General features: G+C 66.9%; 12 protein-coding genes. 7 read left to right on the top strand and 5 right to left on the bottom strand.

The features are described 5' to 3' along the window. Window positions 1-9: 9 nt before the first annotated feature. Window positions 10-2682, bottom strand: coding sequence for a TonB-dependent receptor (locus tag WDN01_02355; GenBank protein ID MEJ0024845.1), 2673 nt, complete (start codon window positions 2680-2682; stop codon window positions 10-12). A gap of 249 nt (window positions 2683-2931) precedes the next feature. Here WDN01_02355 and WDN01_02350 point away from each other — a divergent pair, with 249 nt between their 5' ends. Next, a complete protein-coding gene (locus tag WDN01_02350; GenBank protein ID MEJ0024844.1) occupies window positions 2932-3906 on the top strand; it encodes a LysR substrate-binding domain-containing protein in 975 nt (324 codons plus the stop codon). On the opposite strand, the gene WDN01_02345 is transcribed toward WDN01_02350, so the two are convergent. The 3 genes from WDN01_02345 to WDN01_02335 are packed head-to-tail and all read right to left on the bottom strand — an operon-like array spanning window position 3896 to window position 6927. Further along, window positions 3896-4969 carry a DUF5690 family protein gene (locus tag WDN01_02345; GenBank protein MEJ0024843.1) on the bottom strand — a complete coding sequence of 358 codons (1074 nt, stop codon included), beginning with the start codon at window positions 4967-4969 and terminating at the stop codon, window positions 3896-3898. The two genes, WDN01_02350 and WDN01_02345, sit on opposite strands and share 11 nt — an antisense overlap. A gap of 18 nt (window positions 4970-4987) precedes the next feature. Then, window positions 4988-5785 (bottom strand): phosphonoacetaldehyde hydrolase, encoded by a 798-nt coding sequence (phnX, locus tag WDN01_02340; GenBank protein MEJ0024842.1) that lies wholly within the window; start codon window positions 5783-5785, stop codon window positions 4988-4990. Beyond that, window positions 5782-6927 (bottom strand): TIGR03364 family FAD-dependent oxidoreductase, encoded by a 1146-nt coding sequence (locus WDN01_02335; GenBank protein ID MEJ0024841.1) that lies wholly within the window; start codon window positions 6925-6927, stop codon window positions 5782-5784. Before WDN01_02335 ends, phnX begins: the two co-directional genes overlap by 4 nt. A 134-nt stretch (window positions 6928-7061) precedes the next feature. Here WDN01_02335 and WDN01_02330 point away from each other — a divergent pair, with 134 nt between their 5' ends. The 4 genes from WDN01_02330 (at window position 7062) to WDN01_02315 (ending at window position 14636) form a co-directional block, all read left to right on the top strand. After that, window positions 7062-7826 (top strand): glucose 1-dehydrogenase, encoded by a 765-nt coding sequence (locus tag WDN01_02330; GenBank protein MEJ0024840.1) that lies wholly within the window; start codon window positions 7062-7064, stop codon window positions 7824-7826. An 89-nt stretch (window positions 7827-7915) separates the two neighbouring features. Continuing rightward, window positions 7916-11230, top strand: coding sequence for a transglutaminase family protein (locus WDN01_02325; GenBank protein MEJ0024839.1), 3315 nt, complete (start codon window positions 7916-7918; stop codon window positions 11228-11230). After that, window positions 11227-13752, top strand: coding sequence for a circularly permuted type 2 ATP-grasp protein (locus WDN01_02320; protein MEJ0024838.1), 2526 nt, complete (start codon window positions 11227-11229; stop codon window positions 13750-13752). Before WDN01_02325 ends, WDN01_02320 begins: the two co-directional genes overlap by 4 nt. Beyond that, window positions 13752-14636, top strand: coding sequence for a transglutaminase family protein (locus WDN01_02315; protein MEJ0024837.1), 885 nt, complete (start codon window positions 13752-13754; stop codon window positions 14634-14636). Before WDN01_02320 ends, WDN01_02315 begins: the two co-directional genes overlap by 1 nt. On the opposite strand, the gene WDN01_02310 is transcribed toward WDN01_02315, so the two are convergent. Next, window positions 14633-17383: a winged helix-turn-helix domain-containing protein gene (locus WDN01_02310; protein ID MEJ0024836.1), complete on the bottom strand. Its 2751-nt coding sequence runs from the start codon at window positions 17381-17383 to the stop codon at window positions 14633-14635. The two genes, WDN01_02315 and WDN01_02310, sit on opposite strands and share 4 nt — an antisense overlap. A gap of 377 nt (window positions 17384-17760) precedes the next feature. Here WDN01_02310 and WDN01_02305 point away from each other — a divergent pair, with 377 nt between their 5' ends. Together WDN01_02305 and WDN01_02300 are read left to right on the top strand one after the other, a co-directional pair. Continuing rightward, on the top strand, window positions 17761-19110 hold the full coding sequence (locus WDN01_02305) for an epoxide hydrolase (GenBank protein MEJ0024835.1): 1350 nt from the start codon (window positions 17761-17763) through the stop codon (window positions 19108-19110). Window positions 19111-19168: 58 nt separating this feature from the next. Further along, window positions 19169-20209 (top strand): alpha/beta hydrolase, encoded by a 1041-nt coding sequence (locus tag WDN01_02300; protein ID MEJ0024834.1) that lies wholly within the window; start codon window positions 19169-19171, stop codon window positions 20207-20209. Window positions 20210-20224: the final 15 nt, after the last annotated feature.

Below are 20224 nucleotides of genomic sequence, written 5' to 3'. Positions count from 1 at the left end.
AAATCCGCGTCAGAGATTGTAGCCCAGCTTCAAACCGATGACCCGCGGACGCAGCGGCGTTTCGGCCTTGATGAACTGCGCCGACGACGTGAAGGTGCTGGCATGGCTGTCGCCCAGGTTCTGACCGAAGATCTGCGCGTACCACTTGTCCATCGAGATGCCGATCGACGCGTCGAACGTCGTGAAGGAAGGCTGGAGATAGCGCAGGAACGTGGTGTTCGGCACGAGGATGCCCACGCCGGAAGTGTAGGTCGCCGGCTGGTTGAACATGCTGCCGGTGTAGCTGGCGCCGACCATCGCGAACATGTCGTAGGTCCACGCCTTCCAGTCGTAGCGGAAGCGGATATTGCCCTGGTATTTCGGCGAGAAGGCGGGAACGGTGCCCGGCGCGCCGAAGGGGTTGACGAAGGGCTGGAGCGTCGTGCCGCCCTTCGGAATGATCTGCGTGATGCAGCTGCCGAAGGTCGGCGAGGCCGGAACGTTGCTGATGAAGCACGGCGAACCGGCCTGGGTGTCGTCGTTGTACGAGCCCGAGCCCTCGACCGACAGCCCGTCGGTGATCAGCGCCTCGACCTGCCCTTCGACGCCCTTCACGTGATAGTCCGGGCCGTTGATGCCGAAGGTCGTGTTGCCGAGATAGGGCGGATTGAAGAAGAGGAACTGCACGTTGTTCCACTGCATCAGGTAAGCCGACAGGTTCACCTGGAGGCGATTGTCCAGGAACGTGCCCTTCACGCCGATTTCCTGGTTCTGCAGGGAGTCGGGGCCATAACCGTTGGGCTTGGTGAACTGCGGTATGCCGCCCGGGCCGGGCGCCACGTTGCTGACCGAGCGGTTGAACGCGCCGGGACGGAAGCCTTGCGAGAAGGTGTAGTACGCCATGAGGTCTTGCGTGACGTGCCAGGTGACGTTGGCGCGGCTCTTGAAGCCGGCATAGGTCTTCCGGTCGTTCGCGGCGTCGATGTTGACGAGGCCGCCCGAGCAGGCGCCGTTCGGCACGTTCATGCAGCCGGTGCTGGTGCCGTATTGCGAGCCCACTTCGAACTCGCGGTACTGGTACCAGCGGGTGCCGGCGGTGACGGTGAGCGTGTCGGGGATGATGTCGTAATCGGCCGAAGCGAAGAACGCCGTCTGGTCATAGCCGCGCTGCGTATCCTCGCCGAAGGCGGTGGAGTCGCTGCGGATGCCCGGGAAGTTGGCGGTCGAGCCCGGCGCCGTACGGACGTCGGCGGCGCAGACCGGTCCGCCGGCGAGCGCCTCGGCCAGCTGGGCCGGGCCGCAGGCCGGGATCGTCTTATAATTGAAGTTCATGTCGTCGTAGATGCGGAACTGTTCCCAGTACGCGCCGGCGATGACGCGCAGGCGCCAGTCGTCGGGCGTGCTGACGCGGACTTCGCTGCTCAGATGCGTGCTATCGATCGTGTCCTGCCAGTAGCCGATCGGCGAATAGCAGCTCGGCGCGCCCATACCCCAGCCGGTGCTGCCGCCGACGCACTGGTAATACATGCCGCCGCCCGAGCGGGAGTAGTTGGTGTAGTCCATCTGCTCCTTGATGTGCCGGTCCGTGTAGCCGCCGGTGTAGACGACCTTGAGATCCGCAATCTTGCCGTTCACGGTCCACGAGGTGTTCGAGTAGCGGTCCTTGTTGAACGACGGCGCGAAGGAGGTGACCTGCAGCGGCTGGAGCGGCTGGAAGTCGGAGCCGGTCGGATATTCGACCGATAGGCCGTCGGTCTCCAGGCTCTCCAGGCTTTCGGCGATCAGCACGTCCCAGTCGTCGTTGACCTGATACAGCGCCGAGATGCGGCCGCCATTGTAGGTCGTCGGATTGAAGTCCTGGGCCACGATCGACTGGTTGTTGGCCTGAGGTGCCTTGGAGAGCGGCAGCGTGCAGAGGCCCGTCGCCGCGCCGGCCGGCAGGCCGTTGGGGCAGACGCCGCCGGTGGGATGGATGTTGAAATAGAAGTTGCCGAGATCCTCGTTGGAGCGCGTGAAGGTGCTGGGCACGTTGTCGATATAGCCGCCCTGGCGCTCGTCATAGATCACCGCGCGCACCGCCAGCTTGCCGTCGATGATCGGCACGTTGAGCGTCAGGTTCGCGCCCGAATTGTCGGCGCCTTCGGCGGTGAAGCCGTACATCGCCTCGGCCTTGCCCTCGAGCGTGTCGAGCACCGGCTTCTTGGTGATATAGCGGATGGCGCCGGCTTCGGCGCCGCCGCCGAACAGCGTGCCCTGCGGACCCTCGAGCACCTCGATGCGGTCCATGTCCACCATGTAGATGTCCACGTTGCGCGCCGGGAACTGCATCGACTGGTCGTCCAGGTAGATCGCGACGTTCGGGAAATTTCCGATCGTGCCGCTGGACTGGTTGCCGCGGAAGCCGTTGCTGAGGCCACGCATGATGATTTCGCCCTGGCCCGGACCGTTGTTTCCGTAGGTGACGTTGGGCGTGTAGCGCAGAAGCTCCTGGACGTTGAAGACGTTGAGATCGGCCAGGTCGTGTCCCGTGAAGGCCTGGATGGTCGAGGGAACGTCCTGCACGCTTTGCGAACGGCGCTCGGCCGTCACGACGACCGTCTCGATTCCGTTTGGCTGCGTGGCCGTGTCGGTGGCGGCGAGAGCAGCGCTGCATCCGCTCAGCAGTGCCGCTACGGCGCAGGAAAACTTGTAACTGGCTTTCATGAAGTTAATCCCCCGGAAATCTATGACACCCAAAGAGGCACCAAACTGCGCGCCGACCGGACATGTGCCGGGATGCGACCGTTGCTTGGTGCGATGCAGCGATACATGCCTCCGACGAAGCGGGAGCGGCCAATACTTCGCTTGAATGCGCGCCATAGAAGAATCCTATGGCGCGTCGCGCGTCACAAATTCGTTGGCTTCGCCGAGTAGCTTGTTTCGTTATTCGACGAACGGCGGGGCAGTCGACGCGTGGGCGTGAACCATCAGCATTTGCGCGCATTTCACGTGATCGCGACCGAAGGCAGCATCAGCCGCGCGGCGCGGCGGCTGAACGTGGCGCAGCCGACATTGTCTCAACAACTCAAGGCGCTCGAGGGACGTCACCAGGCCGAACTTTTCGACGGTCGCAAGCCGCCGCTGCGGTTGACCGCGTTCGGACAGCAATTGTTCGACCTGACCCGCAAGCTGTTCGTGGCCTCGCAGGACATCGACGACCTGCTGCGCGATCCTGACGGACGCGTGACAGCAGAGCTGCGCCTCGGATCGGATTCGCCCTTTTTCGCCGTGCGGCTAGCAGCCGCAATTCGCGTCCGGAATTCGGCGATTGCGATACGTGTACGCATCGGCAATGCGGTGGAAACGTTTTCCTGGCTAAAAGACAGGCAGATCGATGTCGGCATAGTCAGCGATCCGCCGGGCGACAACGCCTTCGCCTACGAGCCGCTGTTCAGCGACAAGCTCGTCATGGCGGTGCCCAAGGACCATCCGCTGGCCAAGCAGCCGGTCTTCCCGCTCGCTGCGCTGGCGCATGAGCGCCTGCTGGTGCGCGAGCCGACGTCTCGGACCCGCATGGCCATGGAAGAGCTCCTGCAGACCTTCGACATCGCGCCCATCGAAGTGATGGAGCTTCACACGCGCGAGGCGATCCGCGAGGGCGTCGCGATCGGGCTGGGGCTCGGCATCTTCTTCTCGCTCGACTGTCCGCCCGACAATCGGATCAGCCTTTTGCCGCTGGACGTGGATGTCGGCCCATCCCGCCTCACCGGCTATGTCGTCTGCCTCAACGAAAGACGGCGAACGCCGCTGCTGTGTTCGGTGGTGGATGCCGCGGCCGGCCTTCGCGCCATGAGTCCCTTGCCGATTCACGCCGTCGGCACCAATGCGGTGCCGGCGCCGCGCTCCTTCAGAAAAGCCGCCGACCGGTTGCTGGAGCCTACGCCTTAGCCGGGGTATCCGCGGATCGGGCCTCCGCCACGAGATGCCGGCGGAAATAGATCGCCGCGCCGGCGATCAACACGAGCCCGGCCAAGGCTGCGACATAGGAAATGTTGCAAAGGAACGGAACCCACGGAATGCGCACGCCGACGAAATTGTAGAAGACCAGCAGGATGACCGAACTCAGATAGCCGCAGCCATCGGCGACGTAGATCAGGAATCCGGCGGTGCCGGTGCGCCCGCTGGCGGCGATGAATCGGTCGAACAGCAGCGCGTTGAACGGCGTATAGGCGAGATAGAGCCCGGCGCCGAGGGCGATCATCCAGGTCACCGGGCCTATCGCATGCGCCTGGAAGGCGACCGAAGACAGGCCGGCAAGCGCGAGGCCGATCGCCACCAAGGCAAGATTGGCCAGGAACGCGCGGCGGTTGTCGCGGATGAACATGAGAAGGGCGAGGGTCGCCAGGACGATCGCCGCCACCGGCAGTTCGGACAGCGTGAAGATCTCGGCGTCGTTGCGGAAGCCCAGGCCGATCTCGGCGGCGAAATTGTCGCGGAAATCGCGCAGGGCCGTCAGTCCGACATAGATGACGATCAATGCGATCAGGCCCGGCGCGAAGGCCGCGAACATCGCCCGCCGCGACGCACCGTCCATCGGCGCCCGCGCCACACGCTGCAGCTCGTCCTGCGCCGTCGGCGGCGGCAGGGCGGCGAGGCCGAACACGCAGACCAGCAAGAGCGGGGTAAACAGCAGGCCCGTCACCGCCGGCATCCAGTACTCGTTCGCCCAGCCGTGCAGCATCACGCTCACACCGGCGGATTTGACCATGCCGGAGGAGACGATGAAGCTGGCGCACAGCATGGCGCCCAGAGCCTCGGACACGCGCCGTCCTTTCAGAAAGCCGAAAACGAGTCCCCAGATCATGCCCAGCGCCAAGCCATCGGCGAACAAGCAGACGATATTCCACGGCGCGGGTATGAGGCCGAACAGGACCAGGGCGACCTCGGCGGCGCCGATCAGCCCAAGGATGCGAAAGCCAGCCGCGCACGCGTTCCAAGACGGAGGTTCCACTGGAAGCGGCCGCAAGGCTCATGATGCGGCGATCCTCCGCGCGATCTCGTGCACCACGGGAATGAACTGCGACACGTCTTCGATGACGAAATCGGCGCCGGCCGCCCGCAGCGCATACTCGGCCCTATCGAGTCTCGCGCGCCTATCCTGTGCCGGCAGGGCGGAAAAGGCGTCTCGATCCAGCCCGACTTCGTTGCCGGAAGCGGACAGCCCGACGGTCCAGCAACCCGCCAGCCGGCCTTCCTCGATGCCGACCGGGGCGTCGTCGACCTTGATGCAGGCGCGGGCCGGCCAGGCATCCAGCGCGATAAGCGCCTTCCAGGTCATCAGCGGCGCCGGCCGTCCGCTCGGTGTTTCGCCCGCGCAGACCACGACCTCCGGCGCATAACCCTGCTCCGCCGCGCGCGGCAGGATGTCTGCCATCATGTCGCGCGTGTAGCCGGTGCCGGAACCGATGCGGACACCCAGCGCCCGCAACTGCTCGGCGGCGCGGGCCGCGCCCGGAATCAGCAGCGAGCTCTCGGCGGCGGCGCGCGTCATCGCGGGCACCAGCTTTTCATAAAGCCGGTCGATGTCGCTCTGCTCCGGTGGACGGCCCTTCAGCGCGGTCCAGCGCGCGGCTACGGCAGGATCGGCGAGAAGCGCCCGCAGATGGTCGAGCTTCGCCTTGCCCATGTCGCGGCGGGCTTCCGCGGCCGAAAGCGTCATCCCCTCCTCCGCGAACGTATCGGTCAGCGCCCGGACCGGCGCCATGCAGCCGAAATCGATCATGGTGCCCGCCCAATCGAACACCACAGCCTTGACGGGAAACGTCACGTCATGTCCTCCGCTTTCAGACCGAGCAGATCGCCGACGACCCGCTCGGCGATGCCGAAACTGGTCGAGGCGCCGTTGCCGCTGGTGATCATCACGAGGCGGACGCCCGGCTCCGGCGTGTCGACCAGATAGGTGCGGTCGTCGGCAACGGTATAGGTTCCGGTCCAGCGTTCGCGCACCGGCGGCGGCGGCCGACCGGTGGCGCGGGCGTATTCGTCCAGGATCTCGCGCTCCGCGTCGGCCGGCGCGAAGGGTTCTGGAAGCCCGTCATAGTGATGGCTGTCGCCGACGATCAGCCCGCCATCGGCGCCCTGCGCCGCGATCAGATGCACGCCGTGCTCGAAGCAGCCGGGATGCTCGGCGCGCAGCCTGGCTTCCAGTGCGCGAGCCTCTGGCAAGGCGGAATAGCCGCGATAGCGCGCCAGGCCGAGATCCGACATCAGGACATGCGGCAGCCGCACGCCGGGATCGGCGAGCTTGACCATCGACAGCCGGCACCGCCGCAGCGCGTAGCGCGCGATCGTCTCGGGATAAAGCGTGACGAAGTCGTCGCCGGGACAGACCACCGTTGCCGCAGCCTCGACAATGCCGCGCGACGTGCGCAGGCGCGGCGGCGCCGCTTCGAAGACCACCGTCTCGTTGAAGAAAACGACGCCGGCGGCCTCTTTCAGCCATTTGGTCAGGCCGGGGATAGCCGTCCGCGATTCGACGCGGACCTCGTGCGGGCTGAACAGGGCGCCTTTCAGGTCGGGACCGCCGAGGCCGCCGGCCAGACGCCGGAATTCTTCGGGCGCCAGCAGCCGGCAGCCCTCGCCCATTTCCGTCTCGAGGAACGCCGCGATCACCGCCATCGCCTCGTCGGAGCGTGCGGAGAGCACCAGGCCCTGCTGCTCGATGCGCAGGCCCGCCTGCGGCGCCACCTCGGCCCAGACGTCGCGGGTGCGGCGGGCAAGCCGCCAACTGTCGCCCCGCTCCTGGCCTGTGACTGTGATGAACCCGAAATTGCGGATCGAGGCGCCATCGGCGCGGGCGTTCCGCTCGATCACCGCGACCCGTTTGCCGGCCTTTGCCGCCATGTGAGCATGAGCAAGGCCGATAACGCCGCCGCCGACCACGGCGAGATCGAACATCTGAGAAGACATCACATCGTCATTCGGAGTGGGAGCGCCGATTCGAGCACGGAACACCGCCTCAAGTATATGGTCTCGATGACAGAACGGATTCGAATGGGCGCCCGGCATCCGCTGTCGCGCCCAACCGCCGGATGGAGAGAAACATGAGCGATCGCCTGCTGGACTTCACGGGCAAGGCCGTTCTGATCACGGGCGGTGCGACCGGCATCGGCCGAGCAACCGCGCTGGCCCTCGGTCGGCAGGGCGCGAGCGTGGCCATCGCAGATGTCGACGATCGCGCCGAGGAGACCGCCAGGCTCGTCAACGACGCGGGCGGACGGGCTTTCTTCCAGCGCTGCGACGTGCGCAAGGCCGATCAGGTCTCCGCCTTCGTCGACGCCACGGTCGCCACGTTCGGCCGCATGGACTGCGCCTTCAACAATGCCGGGATCCTGCCGCCTACCCTGCCGCTGGCCGACATGGCGGACGACACTTTCGACGACATCCTGGCGGTCGACCTGCTCGGCGTGTTCCTGTGCATGAAATACGAGATCCGCCACATGCTGAAAGCGGGCGGCGGGGCGATCGTCAACACCGCCTCGATCGCCGGCCTGGTCGCCGATCCCGGCATGGCGCCTTATGTCGCGGCCAAGCACGGCGTGATCGGCCTCACCAAGGCCGGCGCGCTGGATTACGCCAAGCAGAACATCCGCATCAACGCCCTGGCGCCGGGCTTCGTGGAGACGCCGATGACCCAGCGCTGGCTGGACGATCCGGCGTTCCGGGCCGCGCTTCTGGCCCACAGCCCTGTCGGCCGAGCCGCCAAGCCGGAGGAGATCACCGGCCTGGTGCTCTATCTGTGCTCGGACCTGGCGAGCTTTGCCACCGGCCAGACCTTCGTCATCGACGGCGCCCAGACGGCGCACTAACCATCCCGGCTGGCGGGCGGCTCCCGCCGCCCCGACGGCGCTTTCCGGGATGGGTAGCGGCCATTTCGCAGTTGCGGCATGGTGTGGCCATGAGCATCCAAGTCGCCCTCTCCCACTCCACCCGCTACCGCTACGACAAGCCGATCACCCTCGGCCCCCAGCTCGTCCGGCTGCGCCCCGCCCCCCATTGCCGGACCCCGATCCTGGCCTACAGCCTGAAGATCGGCCCCGAGCAGCACTTCCTCAACTGGCAGCAGGACCCGCAGTCCAACTGGCTGGCGCGGATCGTCGTGCCCGAGAAGACCGACCACCTGACGGTCACGGTCGACCTGACGGCGGAGATGAACGTCATCAACCCGTTCGACTTCTTCCTGGAGCCGGAAGCCGAGGTTTTCCCCTTCACCTATGCGCCGGAGGTCCTGGAAGACCTCAAGCCCTTTTTCCAGAAGGCTCAGGTCGGGCCGCGCTTCGAAGCCTATCTCGCCGCCGTGCCGCGCATCGAAAAGCCGACGACCGGTTTTCTGTTCGACCTGAACGCGCAGCTTCAGCGCGACATCAACTATCTCATCCGCATGGAGCCCGGCATCCAGACGCCGGATTTCACGCTGGAGAGCCGCGCAGGTTCGTGCCGCGACTCCGCCTGGCTGCTGGTGCAGCTCCTGCGCCATCTCGGCCTCGCGGCACGGTTTGCGTCGGGCTATCTTATCCAGCTCAAACCGGACCAGAAGTCGCTGGACGGTCCGTCCGGCGCCGAACAGGATTTCACCGACCTGCATGCCTGGTGCGAGGTCTATCTGCCGGGCGCGGGCTGGGTCGGGCTCGATCCGACCTCAGGCCTGTTCGCCGGCGAAGGCCATATCCCACTCGCCTGCGCCGCCAATCCGACCCACGCCGCGCCGATCAGCGGCGAACTCGAAGAATGCGAAGTCAGCTTCGAATTCGAGATGTCGATCCGTCGCGTGGTCGAGCCGCCGCGCGTCACCCAGCCCTATTCGGATGAGCAATGGCGTGCGATCGACAGATTGGGCGACCGTATCGATACGCTGCTGAAGGAAGGCGATGTGCGCCTCACCATGGGCGGCGAGCCGACCTTCGTCTCGATCGACGACATGGACGGCGCGGAATGGACCACGGCGGCGGTCGGCCCCACCAAGCGCGGCCTGGCCGACACGCTGATCCGCCGCCTGCGCGACCGCTTCGCGCCGGGCGGCTTCCTGCATTACGGCCAGGGCAAATGGTATCCCGGTGAGAGCCTGCCGCGCTGGGCCTTCGCGCTCTACTGGCGCGGCGACGGCGTGCCGCTATGGCGCGACGCCAATCGAATCGCGCGCGAGCGCGACGACTACAAGCCGACCGTGGACGACGCGCGCAATCTCGCCACCGGCATCGCGCGGCGGCTCGACATCCATCCCGGCCATGCGATGGAGGCTTACGAGGACCCCTGGCATTATCTCGGCAAGGAGCGGGGCCTGCCCGTCAATGTCGATCCACTCGACTCCAAGCTGGACGACCCGGAAATTCGCGCCCGTCTGGCGCGGGTGTTCGAGCGCGGGCTGAACAAGCCGACGGGATTCGTGCTGCCGGTGCAGCGCTGGAACGCGGCCGACAAGCGGCGCTGGCGCTCCGAGCGCTGGCCGACGCGCGCCGGCCGGCTCCATCTGGTGCCCGGCGACTCGCCGGTCGGCTACCGCCTGCCGCTCGAGGCGCTGCCCTGGCTGCCGGCAACGGCGCGGCCCTTCGTGCCGCCGCCCGATCCGTTCGAGAAGCTGCCGCTGCTGCCCGAGCGCGACGATTATCGCCAGCCCTATCTCTCTGGCGGGCTGCGCGACGCGGCCTGGGAGGCGCGGCGGGCGCAAGTCGAACAGGAGCCGCCGCTGGAAGGCGCCAGCGTGCGCACCGCGCTGACGGTCGAGCCACGCGGCGGGCGCCTCAGCGTCTTCCTGCCGCCGACCGAAACCGCGGCGGACTATCTCGACCTGCTGGCTGCGGTGGAAGACGCCGCTGCCGAGCTCGGCGCCGCAATCCATGTCGAGGGTTATGGCCCACCCTACGATCCACGCATCAACGTCATCAAGGTGACGCCCGATCCCGGCGTCATCGAAGTCAACATCCATCCCGCCAAATCCTGGGACGACCAGGTCGCGATCACCGAAGCGCTCTATGACGAGGCGCGGCAGACCCGGCTGGGCACCGAGAAGTTCCTGCTCGACGGCCGCCACACCGGCACCGGCGGCGGCAACCATATCGTGCTGGGCGCGGCCACGCCGGCCGACAGCCCGTTCCTGCGGCGCCCCGATCTGCTGCGCAGCCTGGTCGGCTATTGGCAGAACCATCCGTCGCTGTCCTATCTCTTCTCCGGCATGTTCATCGGGCCGACCAGCCAGGCGCCGCGCATCGACGAGGCGCGGCTGGACACGCTCTACGAGATGGAGATCGCCTTCGCGCAGGTGCCCGAGCCGAACGCGGGCTACATCCCGCCCTGGCTGGTCGACCGCATCTTCCGCAACCTGCTGATCGACGTGACCGGCAACACGCATCGCACCGAGATCTGCATCGACAAGCTCTACTCGCCCGACGGGCCGACCGGCCGGCTCGGCCTTGTCGAATTCCGCGGCTTCGAGATGCCGCCGCATCCCGAGATGAGCCTGGCGCAGGGCCTGCTGCTGCGCGCCCTCGTCGCGCGGTTCTGGCAGGCGCCCTATCAGACCAGGCTCGTGCGCTGGGGCACGGCGCTGCACGACAGCTTCATGTTGCCGCACTTCGTATGGGCCGACTTCGCGGACGTGGTCGCCGACCTGAACGCCAATGGCTTTGCCTTCGACGCGGACTGGTTCCGCCCCCATTGGGCGTTCCGCTTCCCGCTCGCCGGCAAGGTGCAATATGGCGGCGTCGGCCTCGAGCTGCGCCAAGCCCTGGAACCCTGGAACGTCATGGGCGAGGAGGGAACAGTCGGAGGCACGGTGCGTTTCGTGGACAGTTCGGTCGAAAGGCTCGAAGTGAAAGCGAAGGGCCTGGTGGCGGGACGTCACAAGATTCTTGTCAATGGACGCGCGGTGCCGCTGAAGCCGGTCTCGCTCGACGAGCATGTCGGCGGCGTGCGCTTCCGCGCCTGGCAGCCGGTGAGCGCACTGCATCCGACCGTCCCGAGTCACGCGCCGCTTGTCTGCGAAGTGTGGGACGGCTGGCGCAAACGGTCGCTGGGCGGTTGCACCTATCACGTGGCCCATCCGGGCGGGCGGAATTACGTGACGTTTCCCGTCAACGGCTATGAGGCGGAGGGCCGCCGCCTGGCGCGCTTCGAGCCCTTCGGTTTCACTGGCGGCATCTTCGAGCCGCCGCCGGAAGATCCCAACCCCGACTTTCCGCACACCCTCGACCTTCGGCGGGCAGCCAATCGCCGATGAGCCAAGTCGACGTCGCCTCCGCCGCCGGAAGCCTGCCGCGCTATGACGAATTGCGCGACGCGGCGGGCGCGGTGCGGCCCGCCTGGAAGCCGCTGGCCGACGCGCTGACCGCGATGCCGGCGGAGGACTATGCGCGGCGCGGCGCGGCGGCGCAGGCGATGATCCGCGACAACGGCGTGACGTATAATGTGTACGACGACGCCGATGGCCAGGCGCGGCTGTGGCAGCTCGACATCGTGCCCTTCGTCATCGGCGCCGACGAATGGCGCGGCATCGAGGCCGCGGTCATACAACGCGCCCATCTGAACAACCTCGTGCTGCAGGACATCTATGGGCCGCAGAAGCTGATGGCCGCCGGCCATCTACCACCGCATCTGGTGCACGGTCATCCCCAGTTCCTGCGGCCGCTGGTCGGCCTGACGCCGCCGCACGGCGTTCATGTGCATCTGTATTCCGCCGATCTCGCACGCATGCCCGACGGCACCTGGCGCGTGCTCGCAAGCCGCGCCGACGCGCCGAGCGGCATCGGCTACGCCCTGGAAAACCGCATCGTCGTCGGCGCGACGTTCTCCGACCTCTTCGACGACATGCATATCCGGCGGCTGGCCTCGTTCTTCGGCGCCTATCGCGAGCACATTCTTGCGCTGTCGCAGAAGCGCAAGGGCCGCGCGGTCCTTCTGACGCCGGGGCCACACAACGAGGCCTATTTCGAGCACGCCTATCTCGCGCATTATCTGGGCTTCACGCTGGTCGAGGGCGACGATCTGGCGGTACGCGACGGACAGGTGTTCCTCAAGACGCTGATGGGGCTGGAGCGCGTCGCGGCGATCTTCCGGCGCATCGATTCCGATTATTGCGACCCGCTCGAATTCCGCGGCGATTCGGCGATCGGCATTCCCGGCCTAGTCGACGCGGTCCGAGCCGGAAGCGTGGTGCTGGCCAACGCGCTGGGCGGCGGCGTCATGGAATCGCCCGCGATGGACGCCTATCTGCCGGGCCTGGCGCGCGCGCTGCTCGGCGAAGATCTCAAAATGCCCGACATCCCGACCGTGTGGTGCGGCACCGAATGGGGCCGCAAGGAAGCCTTGTCGCGGCTCGAACGCGTCGTCGTGCGCGACGCCTTCGACGCAAGGCCGCTGTTTTCCCGTCAGTCGAGCGCCAGGCTCGGCGCGGAGCTGTCGCTGAGCGACATCGACACGCTCAAGGACCGCATCCGGCGCCGCGGCGCCACCATTGTAACGCAGGACGCCGTGCCGCTCGGCCTGGCGCCGGTGTTCGAGGACGGAAAGTTCGGCACCAGGCCGGTGAACCTGCGCGTCTTCGCCGCCTGGACGCCGCGGGGCTATATCGCGATGCCGGGCGGCCTGGTGCGCGTGGCGCAGGACGATCACGCAAGGTCGCTCTCCATCCAGTCCGGCGCGGCGAGCAAGGATGTCTGGGTGTGCGGCCGCGGACCCGCCGATACGTTCAGCCTGCTCAAGGGCGACGACCGCACGATCGAGATCCGCCGCACCGGCGAGGCGCCGCCGAGCCGCGCGATGGACAACCTGTTCTGGCTGGGCCGCTACACCGAGCGCGCCGAACGTACGGTCCGCGTCCTCAGGGCCGTGACCGCGCGGTTGGGCGAAGACGCCGCGGTCGTGGCCGATACCGCCGACCGCTTCCTGTTTCGCGCCTCGCCGGCCGGCACCGCGGCCATCCGCGCCGCCGCGGCTGGCGACGACGAGAAGCTGCTTGCCGAACTGCGCACCCTGCTCTATAATCGCAATTCGCCGGACGGCCTGCCGCGCCTTCTCGCCCGCGTGCGGCGGACCGCATGGTCGGCGCGCGACCGGCTGTCGCTCGACACCTGGCGCACCATCCGCATCCTGACCGAGGAGGAAGCCGCGCCCGCCGAGCAGACCTTCGACGCGCCGGCCGCCCAGACCTATCTCGACCAGCTCGTGCGCCGGTCCGCGGCGTTTTCCGGCCTCTGCGCCGAGAACATGACGCGCGGACCGAACTGGCTTTTCGTCGACCTCGGCCGGCGCATCGAACGCGCCACCGACCTGGCATGGCTGGTGCGGCAGGCAGCCGGCGAGGCGACGGAGGCGGAGGTTCCGCGCATGCGCGCGGTGCTGGAAATCGCCGACAGCGCGATGACCTATCGTTCGCGCTATCTGAACCTGTTCGACACCCCCCCCTTCGTGGACCTGCTGCTGCTCGACGACACCAACCCGCGCAGCCTGGCTTTCCAGCTCGAGGCGATCGTCCGCAATCTGAATCAGCTCCCGCGCATCACCCAGGCGCAGCGGCACGAAAGCGCGAACGCCATTGCCGCGGCGCTGCGCCTTGCCATCGGCGGCGTCCATTCTCCCGTGCTGGCCGAGGCGGACGAGACCGGCAAGCGCACGGCGCTGGCCGATTTCTCGAGCAAGGTCGAGAGCACGATGACGCATCTCACCGATACGATCGCCGAAGCCTATTTCCAGCACACGACGCGCCGCCGCACCGGCGCCGCGCCCTCGCGCGAGGCCTCGTGATGGAATACGCGGTCCGCCATCGCACGACCTATCGCTATCTGCAGAGCGTGTCCTATTCCTGCCACCTGGCCCATCTGACGCCACGGGAGACGCCGACGCAGCGCGTCGCCGCGAGCGAATTGAAGATCTCCCTGGCGCCGGCCCGGCGCTATGCGGTGACCGACGCCTTCGGCAACAAGACCGAGTGGTTCGCAATCGATCAGGCGCACACCGTGCTGGAGGTCGAAACGCAAAGCCGGGTCGGCGTCGGCCCGGTGGCCGTGCCGGCGGCCGAGGGCAGCTTGCCCTGGGAACAGGTCCGGGCGAGCCTGGGATACACGCAGGACGGCGCGGCGCGCGACGCCATCCCGTTTCTCTTCGACTCGCCCTTGACGGCGGCGCGCGACGAGATCGCCGTCTATGCCGCCCAGAGCTTCCCGCGCGGCCGGCCGATCCTGGCCGGCGCCCTCGACCTGATGACCCGCATCCACAAGGACTTCCAGTACGACACCACCGTGACCGACGCGAGCACGCCGGTCGACCGCGCGTTCCAGATCCGCTCGGGGGTCTGCCAGGATCTGGCGCATGTCGGGATCGCCTGCCTGCGCTCCATCGGTCTCGCCGGCCGCTATGTCAGCGGCTATCTGCTGACGCAGCCGCCGCCGGGCCAGAAGCGCCTGCTCGGCGCCGATGCCAGTCACGCCTGGTTCTCGGCATGGGCGCCGCCCTTCGGCTGGATCGATCTGGATCCCACGAACGACATGCGCTGCGGCGAGGGCCATGTCACACTCGCCTGGGGACGCGACTACAGCGACGTCGCGCCGCTCAACGGCATCGTCACGGGCGGAGGCGATCACATCGTCGAAGTCGGCGTCGACGTCGTGCCGATCGGCGCGGCCATCTAGCCCAGCGTCGCAAGCAGGCTTCTGGCGGCTTTCATGTCCGCGGTGCCCAGGCCTTCCGCGAAACCGTCGAACACCGGCCGCAAAAGTCCGCGCGCGCTGTCGACATCACCGCGATTCGCCATCAGCTTTGCCGCGTCGATCGCGGTGCGCAGCTCCCAGGCCCGCGCGCCCTGGCGCCGGCTGAGTTCCAGCGCCCGCGAAAAGCAGGCCTCGGCGTCGTCGCTATTGAATGCGGGCTGCCCGGCAAGGATGGTGCCCTTCATCCGCAACAGTTCGGGACTGTGCAGAAGGCCGCCGCTCGTTTCGGCCCCGGCGAGGGCCTCGTCGATCAGCGAAATCGCTTCATCGCCGCGCCCCACCGCGGACAATCCGCCGACGAGCGAGAGGTTGAGCTCGGCCGTGAGCAATTCGTAAGGCGCGGCGTGGAGCTTCTGGAGAGAACTCTGCAGGCCTGCGACTCCATCCGCGGCCTTGCCGCGACGGATCGCGATTTCGCTTTTGAACCCCCGGGCGACCAAGAGATAGGGCGCCAGGGAATGGGACTCGGCGCGCGACATGAGCCTGTCGATATAGGCTTCGGCGCTCTGCAATTCGCCGGTCCACAGAAGCACCGTTATGGCCCAGATCAGCGCGATGGCCAGGGTCAGCGAATGATCCATGGCGGCCGCTTCCTCGACGGCCAGCCGGGCACAGGCGATGGCCTGGTCCGGATAGCCCTGCAGCCACAGATTCCGCGCCGAAATGGCTCTGGCCAGAATCCGTCCTTCGAAGCCGAGATAGATCGTCGTGGTGCGCTGCGGTCCGCGATCCAGCGCAGCCTCGAGTTCGGCGCGAGCGGCGCCAAGATCGCCGCGAAGATGGAGCGAGATTCCCAAAATGGAGTGTGCCAGTGCAACCGCGACGGAATCCTCCACGGTCGCGGCCACCGTGGAACAACGTCTCGCGCATTGCAGGGCGGTCGCGAAATTGCCCATGCGCAGATGGAACATGTTGAGCGGACCGAGCAGCCGCACCTGGTCGAGCGCATCGCCGCGCTCTTCCGCGATCGCGAAGCTTCTCTCCAGGGCCACGCGCGCCGCATCGTGCCCGCCCCGCATGAACATCAGGGATACGCCGAGGGCGGCCTGAAGATGCATCTCGCTGCGGCCGCTGCGCGCGGCGGCGTCGAGCGCGAAGATCGCACGCTCCGACCAGCGATGGCATTCCGGCAGCAGCGACATCGCGAGAAAGACCGGTGCGGCGGCCGCGGCGAGACCCGCGCCGATACCGACGTTTCCTTGCGCGGAAAAACACCATTCCAACGCGACGCGGACATTGTTGAGGGCGGCGAAGTGCGGAATCCGCTCCTCGCCGCTCGCCAGGCTCGGCCAGTCGACTCCGGTCTGCTCCAGCCACCGGCGATAATAGGCTGCGTGGCGCACGGCCAGGTCGGCCGCCTCGGCGTCGTCGACCGCGATGTCGGCGACATAGGCGCGCGTGGTGTCGAGCAGCCGGTAGCGCATCATCGCGCCCACGGGACGCGCCGCCACCATCGACTTGGCGACGAGGCTGTCGACGGCGCTGAAGACCGTCGATCTGTCGAGCGTCGCGCTGGTAACGACTTCCAGGGCCGCATCGAGCGTGAAATGGCCGACGAACACGGCGAGCCTGCGAAGGACCACGCGTTCCAGCTCCGTAAGGAGCCCGAAGCTCCAGTCCAGCGTGGCCTGCAATGTCTTTTGGCGCGGCGGTGCGGTTCGCGATCCCAGCCATAGCAGCGTCAGGCGCTGGTCGAGAAGCGCGGCGGTTTGTTTCAGTCCATAGGATTCGACGCGCCGCGCCGCCAGTTCGATGGCCAGCGCCACCCCATCGAGCCGGCGACAGATGCCGGCAATGATCAGGGCTTCCGCGTCGCCGACATCCAATCGCGCGCCGCTCGCCGCCGCGCGTTCCACGAAGAGCTGCGCGGCCGGGAAGGTTCGAAGGACCGCGGCCGTGAGCTCCGGGTCGTCGGGCGGACAGGCCAGCGCATCCAGCCGGTAGATATGTTCGCTTTCGACCCGAAGCGCTTCGCGGCTGGTCGCCAGGATGTGGACCTGTGGCGCCACGTCCACGATGCTTTGCGCGAGACCCGCCACCGCTTCGACGAGATGCTCGCAGGTGTCGAGGATCAGGAGGAGCCGCCTGTCGCGCAGATAGGCGATCAGATTGGGCGTCGCGTCGTCTGACTGGACTGGCAGGCCCAGCATGGAGGCCACGGCCGTCGTCACCAGGCGGGGATCGCCGAGCATTCCCAGATCGACGAACAGCACGGCGCCCGCGAAGGCTTCGACCAGGTGGTGTCCCACCGCGACCGCGACCGTCGTCTTGCCGACGCCGCCGGCCCCTATGATCGTGACAAAGCGCGACGCGTTGAGCTGGGCCGACAGCTTGAGGATATCTTCGTCGCGTCCGAGCATTCGGCTGAGGCGGTTCGGCAGATTCGCATGCGGAAAGCCGGCGGCGATGATGGGCGGATCGTCGCCGGTAAGGCCCGGCCGCCAGACCGGCGCGACGAAGCAATAGCCCCGCCCGGAAAGCGTCGTGATGTAGCGCGCCCCGTCCTTTCCATCGCCGAGCGCCTTGCGCAGGCCGGCCATGTGAAACCGCAAGCTGCCCTCTTCGACGATGACGTCGGGCCAAACGCGCGCCATCAGGTCTTTTTTGCTGACGATCGCGTTCGGCGTGGAAATCAGAGCAATCAGGATATCGAGTGCCCGCGAGCCCATCTCCACGGGCGCGCCCTCTCTTGTGAGGAGCCTTTCGCTCGCAACAAGATGAAAGGGGCCAAATGACAATCCGTCCTTGGCCTGACCTGCCGCCGTCGATGTCGCCATGGCGTCTTTGTTCGGAGCCGCCCGTTCCCGCTAAGCAGCTTAGGTCAACGGGCGCCGGCGCACCACAACGGAGCGCAGGCGTCTTTTCGACCGCCCGACGCCCCTGAATCTGCTCGGAAAAACCGGAGCGGCGCCGCGGCTAACAAGGTCTCACAACCCATAACGGGCAATTCCCGGCGCACGGGTCTAGCTATCGGGCGCCGCATTCGCAGAGCCGGCCGATGCCACCAGATGGCACGTCGCCCCAATTCACGACGGAGTTCGATTTCATGACAGAGAAGGCAGAGCCCGCGCCGATCAGCCGGCGCAACGGCCTCCAGCTCGGCGCGGCAAGCCTCGTGGCATCGCTGCTGCCGGCTTCCGCCCTGGCCGCGACTCAGACCGAATCCCACCCGCAAAAGGAGCACGCCATGACCGGAAACGCCGCCATCCGTCCGTTTCGGGTGAGCTTCCCCGAAACCGAACTCACCGAGCTGCGCCGGCGCATCGCCATGACGCGGTGGCCGGACCGCGAACAGGTTGCGGATCCGTCGCAGGGCGTGCGGCTCGCGACCACCCAGAAGCTCGCGAAATACTGGTCGACCGAATATGACTGGAGCAAGTGTGAGGCGCGGCTGAAGGCCCTGCCGCATTTCATCACCGCGATCGACGGTCTCGACATCCATTTCATTCACGTCCGCTCGAAGCACGACAACGCACTGCCGCTCATCGTCACGCATGGCTGGCCCGGCTCGATCATCGAGCAGATGAAGATCATCGGTCCGCTGACCGATCCGACGGCGCATGGCGGAAGCGCGGCCGATGCCTTCCACATCGTGATCCCGTCGCTGCCCGGCTACGGCTTTTCCGGCAAACCGACGGCGCCCGGCTGGAACCCGGTGACCATCGCCCGTGCCTGGGCAACCCTCATGCAGCGTCTCGGCTACGCGAAATACGTCGCGCAGGGCGGCGACTGGGGCAACGCCGTTTCGGAGGTCATGGCCCTGCAGCAGCCGCCGGGATTGCTCGGCATTCACACGAACATGGCAGCCACGGTTCCGGCCGACGTCTCCAAGGCGCTATCCGCCGGCGGCCCGCCGCCGGCCGGCCTGTCGCCCGAGGAAAAGCACGCCTGGGACCAGCTCGACGACTTCTACAGGAACGGGCTGGGCTACGCGAACGAGATGTCGCTGCGCCCGCAGACGCTTTACGGAATCGCCGATTCGCCGGTCGGTCTCGCGGCCTGGATTCTCGATCACGACATCCGCAGCTACGAAATGATTGCGCGCGTCTTCGACGGCAAGCCGGAGGGCCTGACGCGGGACGATGTCCTCGACAACATCACGCTCTATTGGCTGACGAACACCGCGATTTCGTCGGCGCGGCTTTACTGGGACACCACGCACAATCTGCCGCCCGGCGGCTTCTTCGATGTTCGGGGCGTCAAGCTTCCGGTCGCCGTGAGCGCCTTCCCCGACGAGATCTACGCCGCGCCCAAGAGTTGGGCTGAGAAGGCCTATGTGAATCTCATCCACTACAACAAGCTTCCCAAGGGTGGACACTTCGCGGCCTGGGAACAACCGGCGGAATTCACCGCGGAGCTTCGCGACTCGTTCCGCTCCCTTCGCAAATCGGCCTGAGAACAAGTCGGCGTCGCGCGCGCTGCCGTCCAGGTGCCCAACGGATAAGGCCGAGATCATGGAGGATATCGACAAGCATCGCCGCCGTTTCTTCGGTGCCGCCGCCATGACCGTTGCCGCCAGCCAGTTAGGTGCGATCGCCTCCGCATCGACACGCCAGCCGGCGACACGGGAGCCCGCCATCAAGCAGGGAACAGGCGCACCCCTGGGAGCGGTGAAGCAGATCGACGCCGGCGTCCTGAATGTCGGATACGCCGAAGCGGGCCCCCAAAGCGGTCCTTCCGTCCTTCTACTGCATGGCTGGCCCTACGACATTCACAGCTTCGACGAGGCCGCGCCTTTGCTGGCCGCGGCGGGCTATCGGGTGATCATTCCCTATCTGCGCGGCTACGGCACGACGCGGTTTCTTTCGGGCGGAACGGCGCGCAACGGCCAGCCTTCAGCGCTCGCCGTCGACGCCGTCGCGCTGCTCGACAGCCTCAGGATCGACAAGGCGGTCCTCGCCGGCTTCGATTGGGGCGCCCGCACGGCGAACATCGTCGCCGCGCTCTGGCCGGAGCGGTGCAGGGCGATGGTCTCCGTCAGCGGCTATCTGATCGGCAACCAGGAGGCCGGCAAGGCGCCATTGCCACCGAAGGCCGAGCTCGAATGGTGGTATCAGTTCTATTTCGCGACCGAGCGCGGACGTCTCGGCTATGAAAGATACCGGCGCGAATTTTCGAAACTGATCTGGCAGCTGGCCTCGCCGAAGTGGAACTTCGACGACGCCGTCTTCGATCGCAGCGCCACGGCGTTCGACAATCCGGATCACGTCGCCATCGTGATCCACAATTACCGCTGGCGCCTCGGCCTCGCCGAGGGCGAGGCGAAATTCGATACCCTGGAGCGGCAACTTGCCGGGAGTCCGGCGATCGCAGTGCCCACCATCACCTTGGAAGGCGATGCCAACGGCGCGCCGCACCCAGATCCGAAGCTGTATGCCGCGAAATTCGCCAGCCGCTACGAGCACCGGCTCGTCACGGGCGGGATCGGGCACAATCTTCCCAAGGAAGCTCCAAAGGCCTTCGCCAAGGCCGTCATCGACGTCGCCCGAGCCTGATCGCACGCGTGGCTC

Origin of the sequence: Rhizomicrobium sp. (assembly GCA_037200985.1) — a bacterium.
Taxonomy (GTDB): Bacteria; Pseudomonadota; Alphaproteobacteria; order Micropepsales; family Micropepsaceae; genus Rhizomicrobium.
The sequence above is the reverse complement of the archived record's forward strand: the minus strand, read 5'-3'. Positions and strand labels throughout refer to the sequence as shown.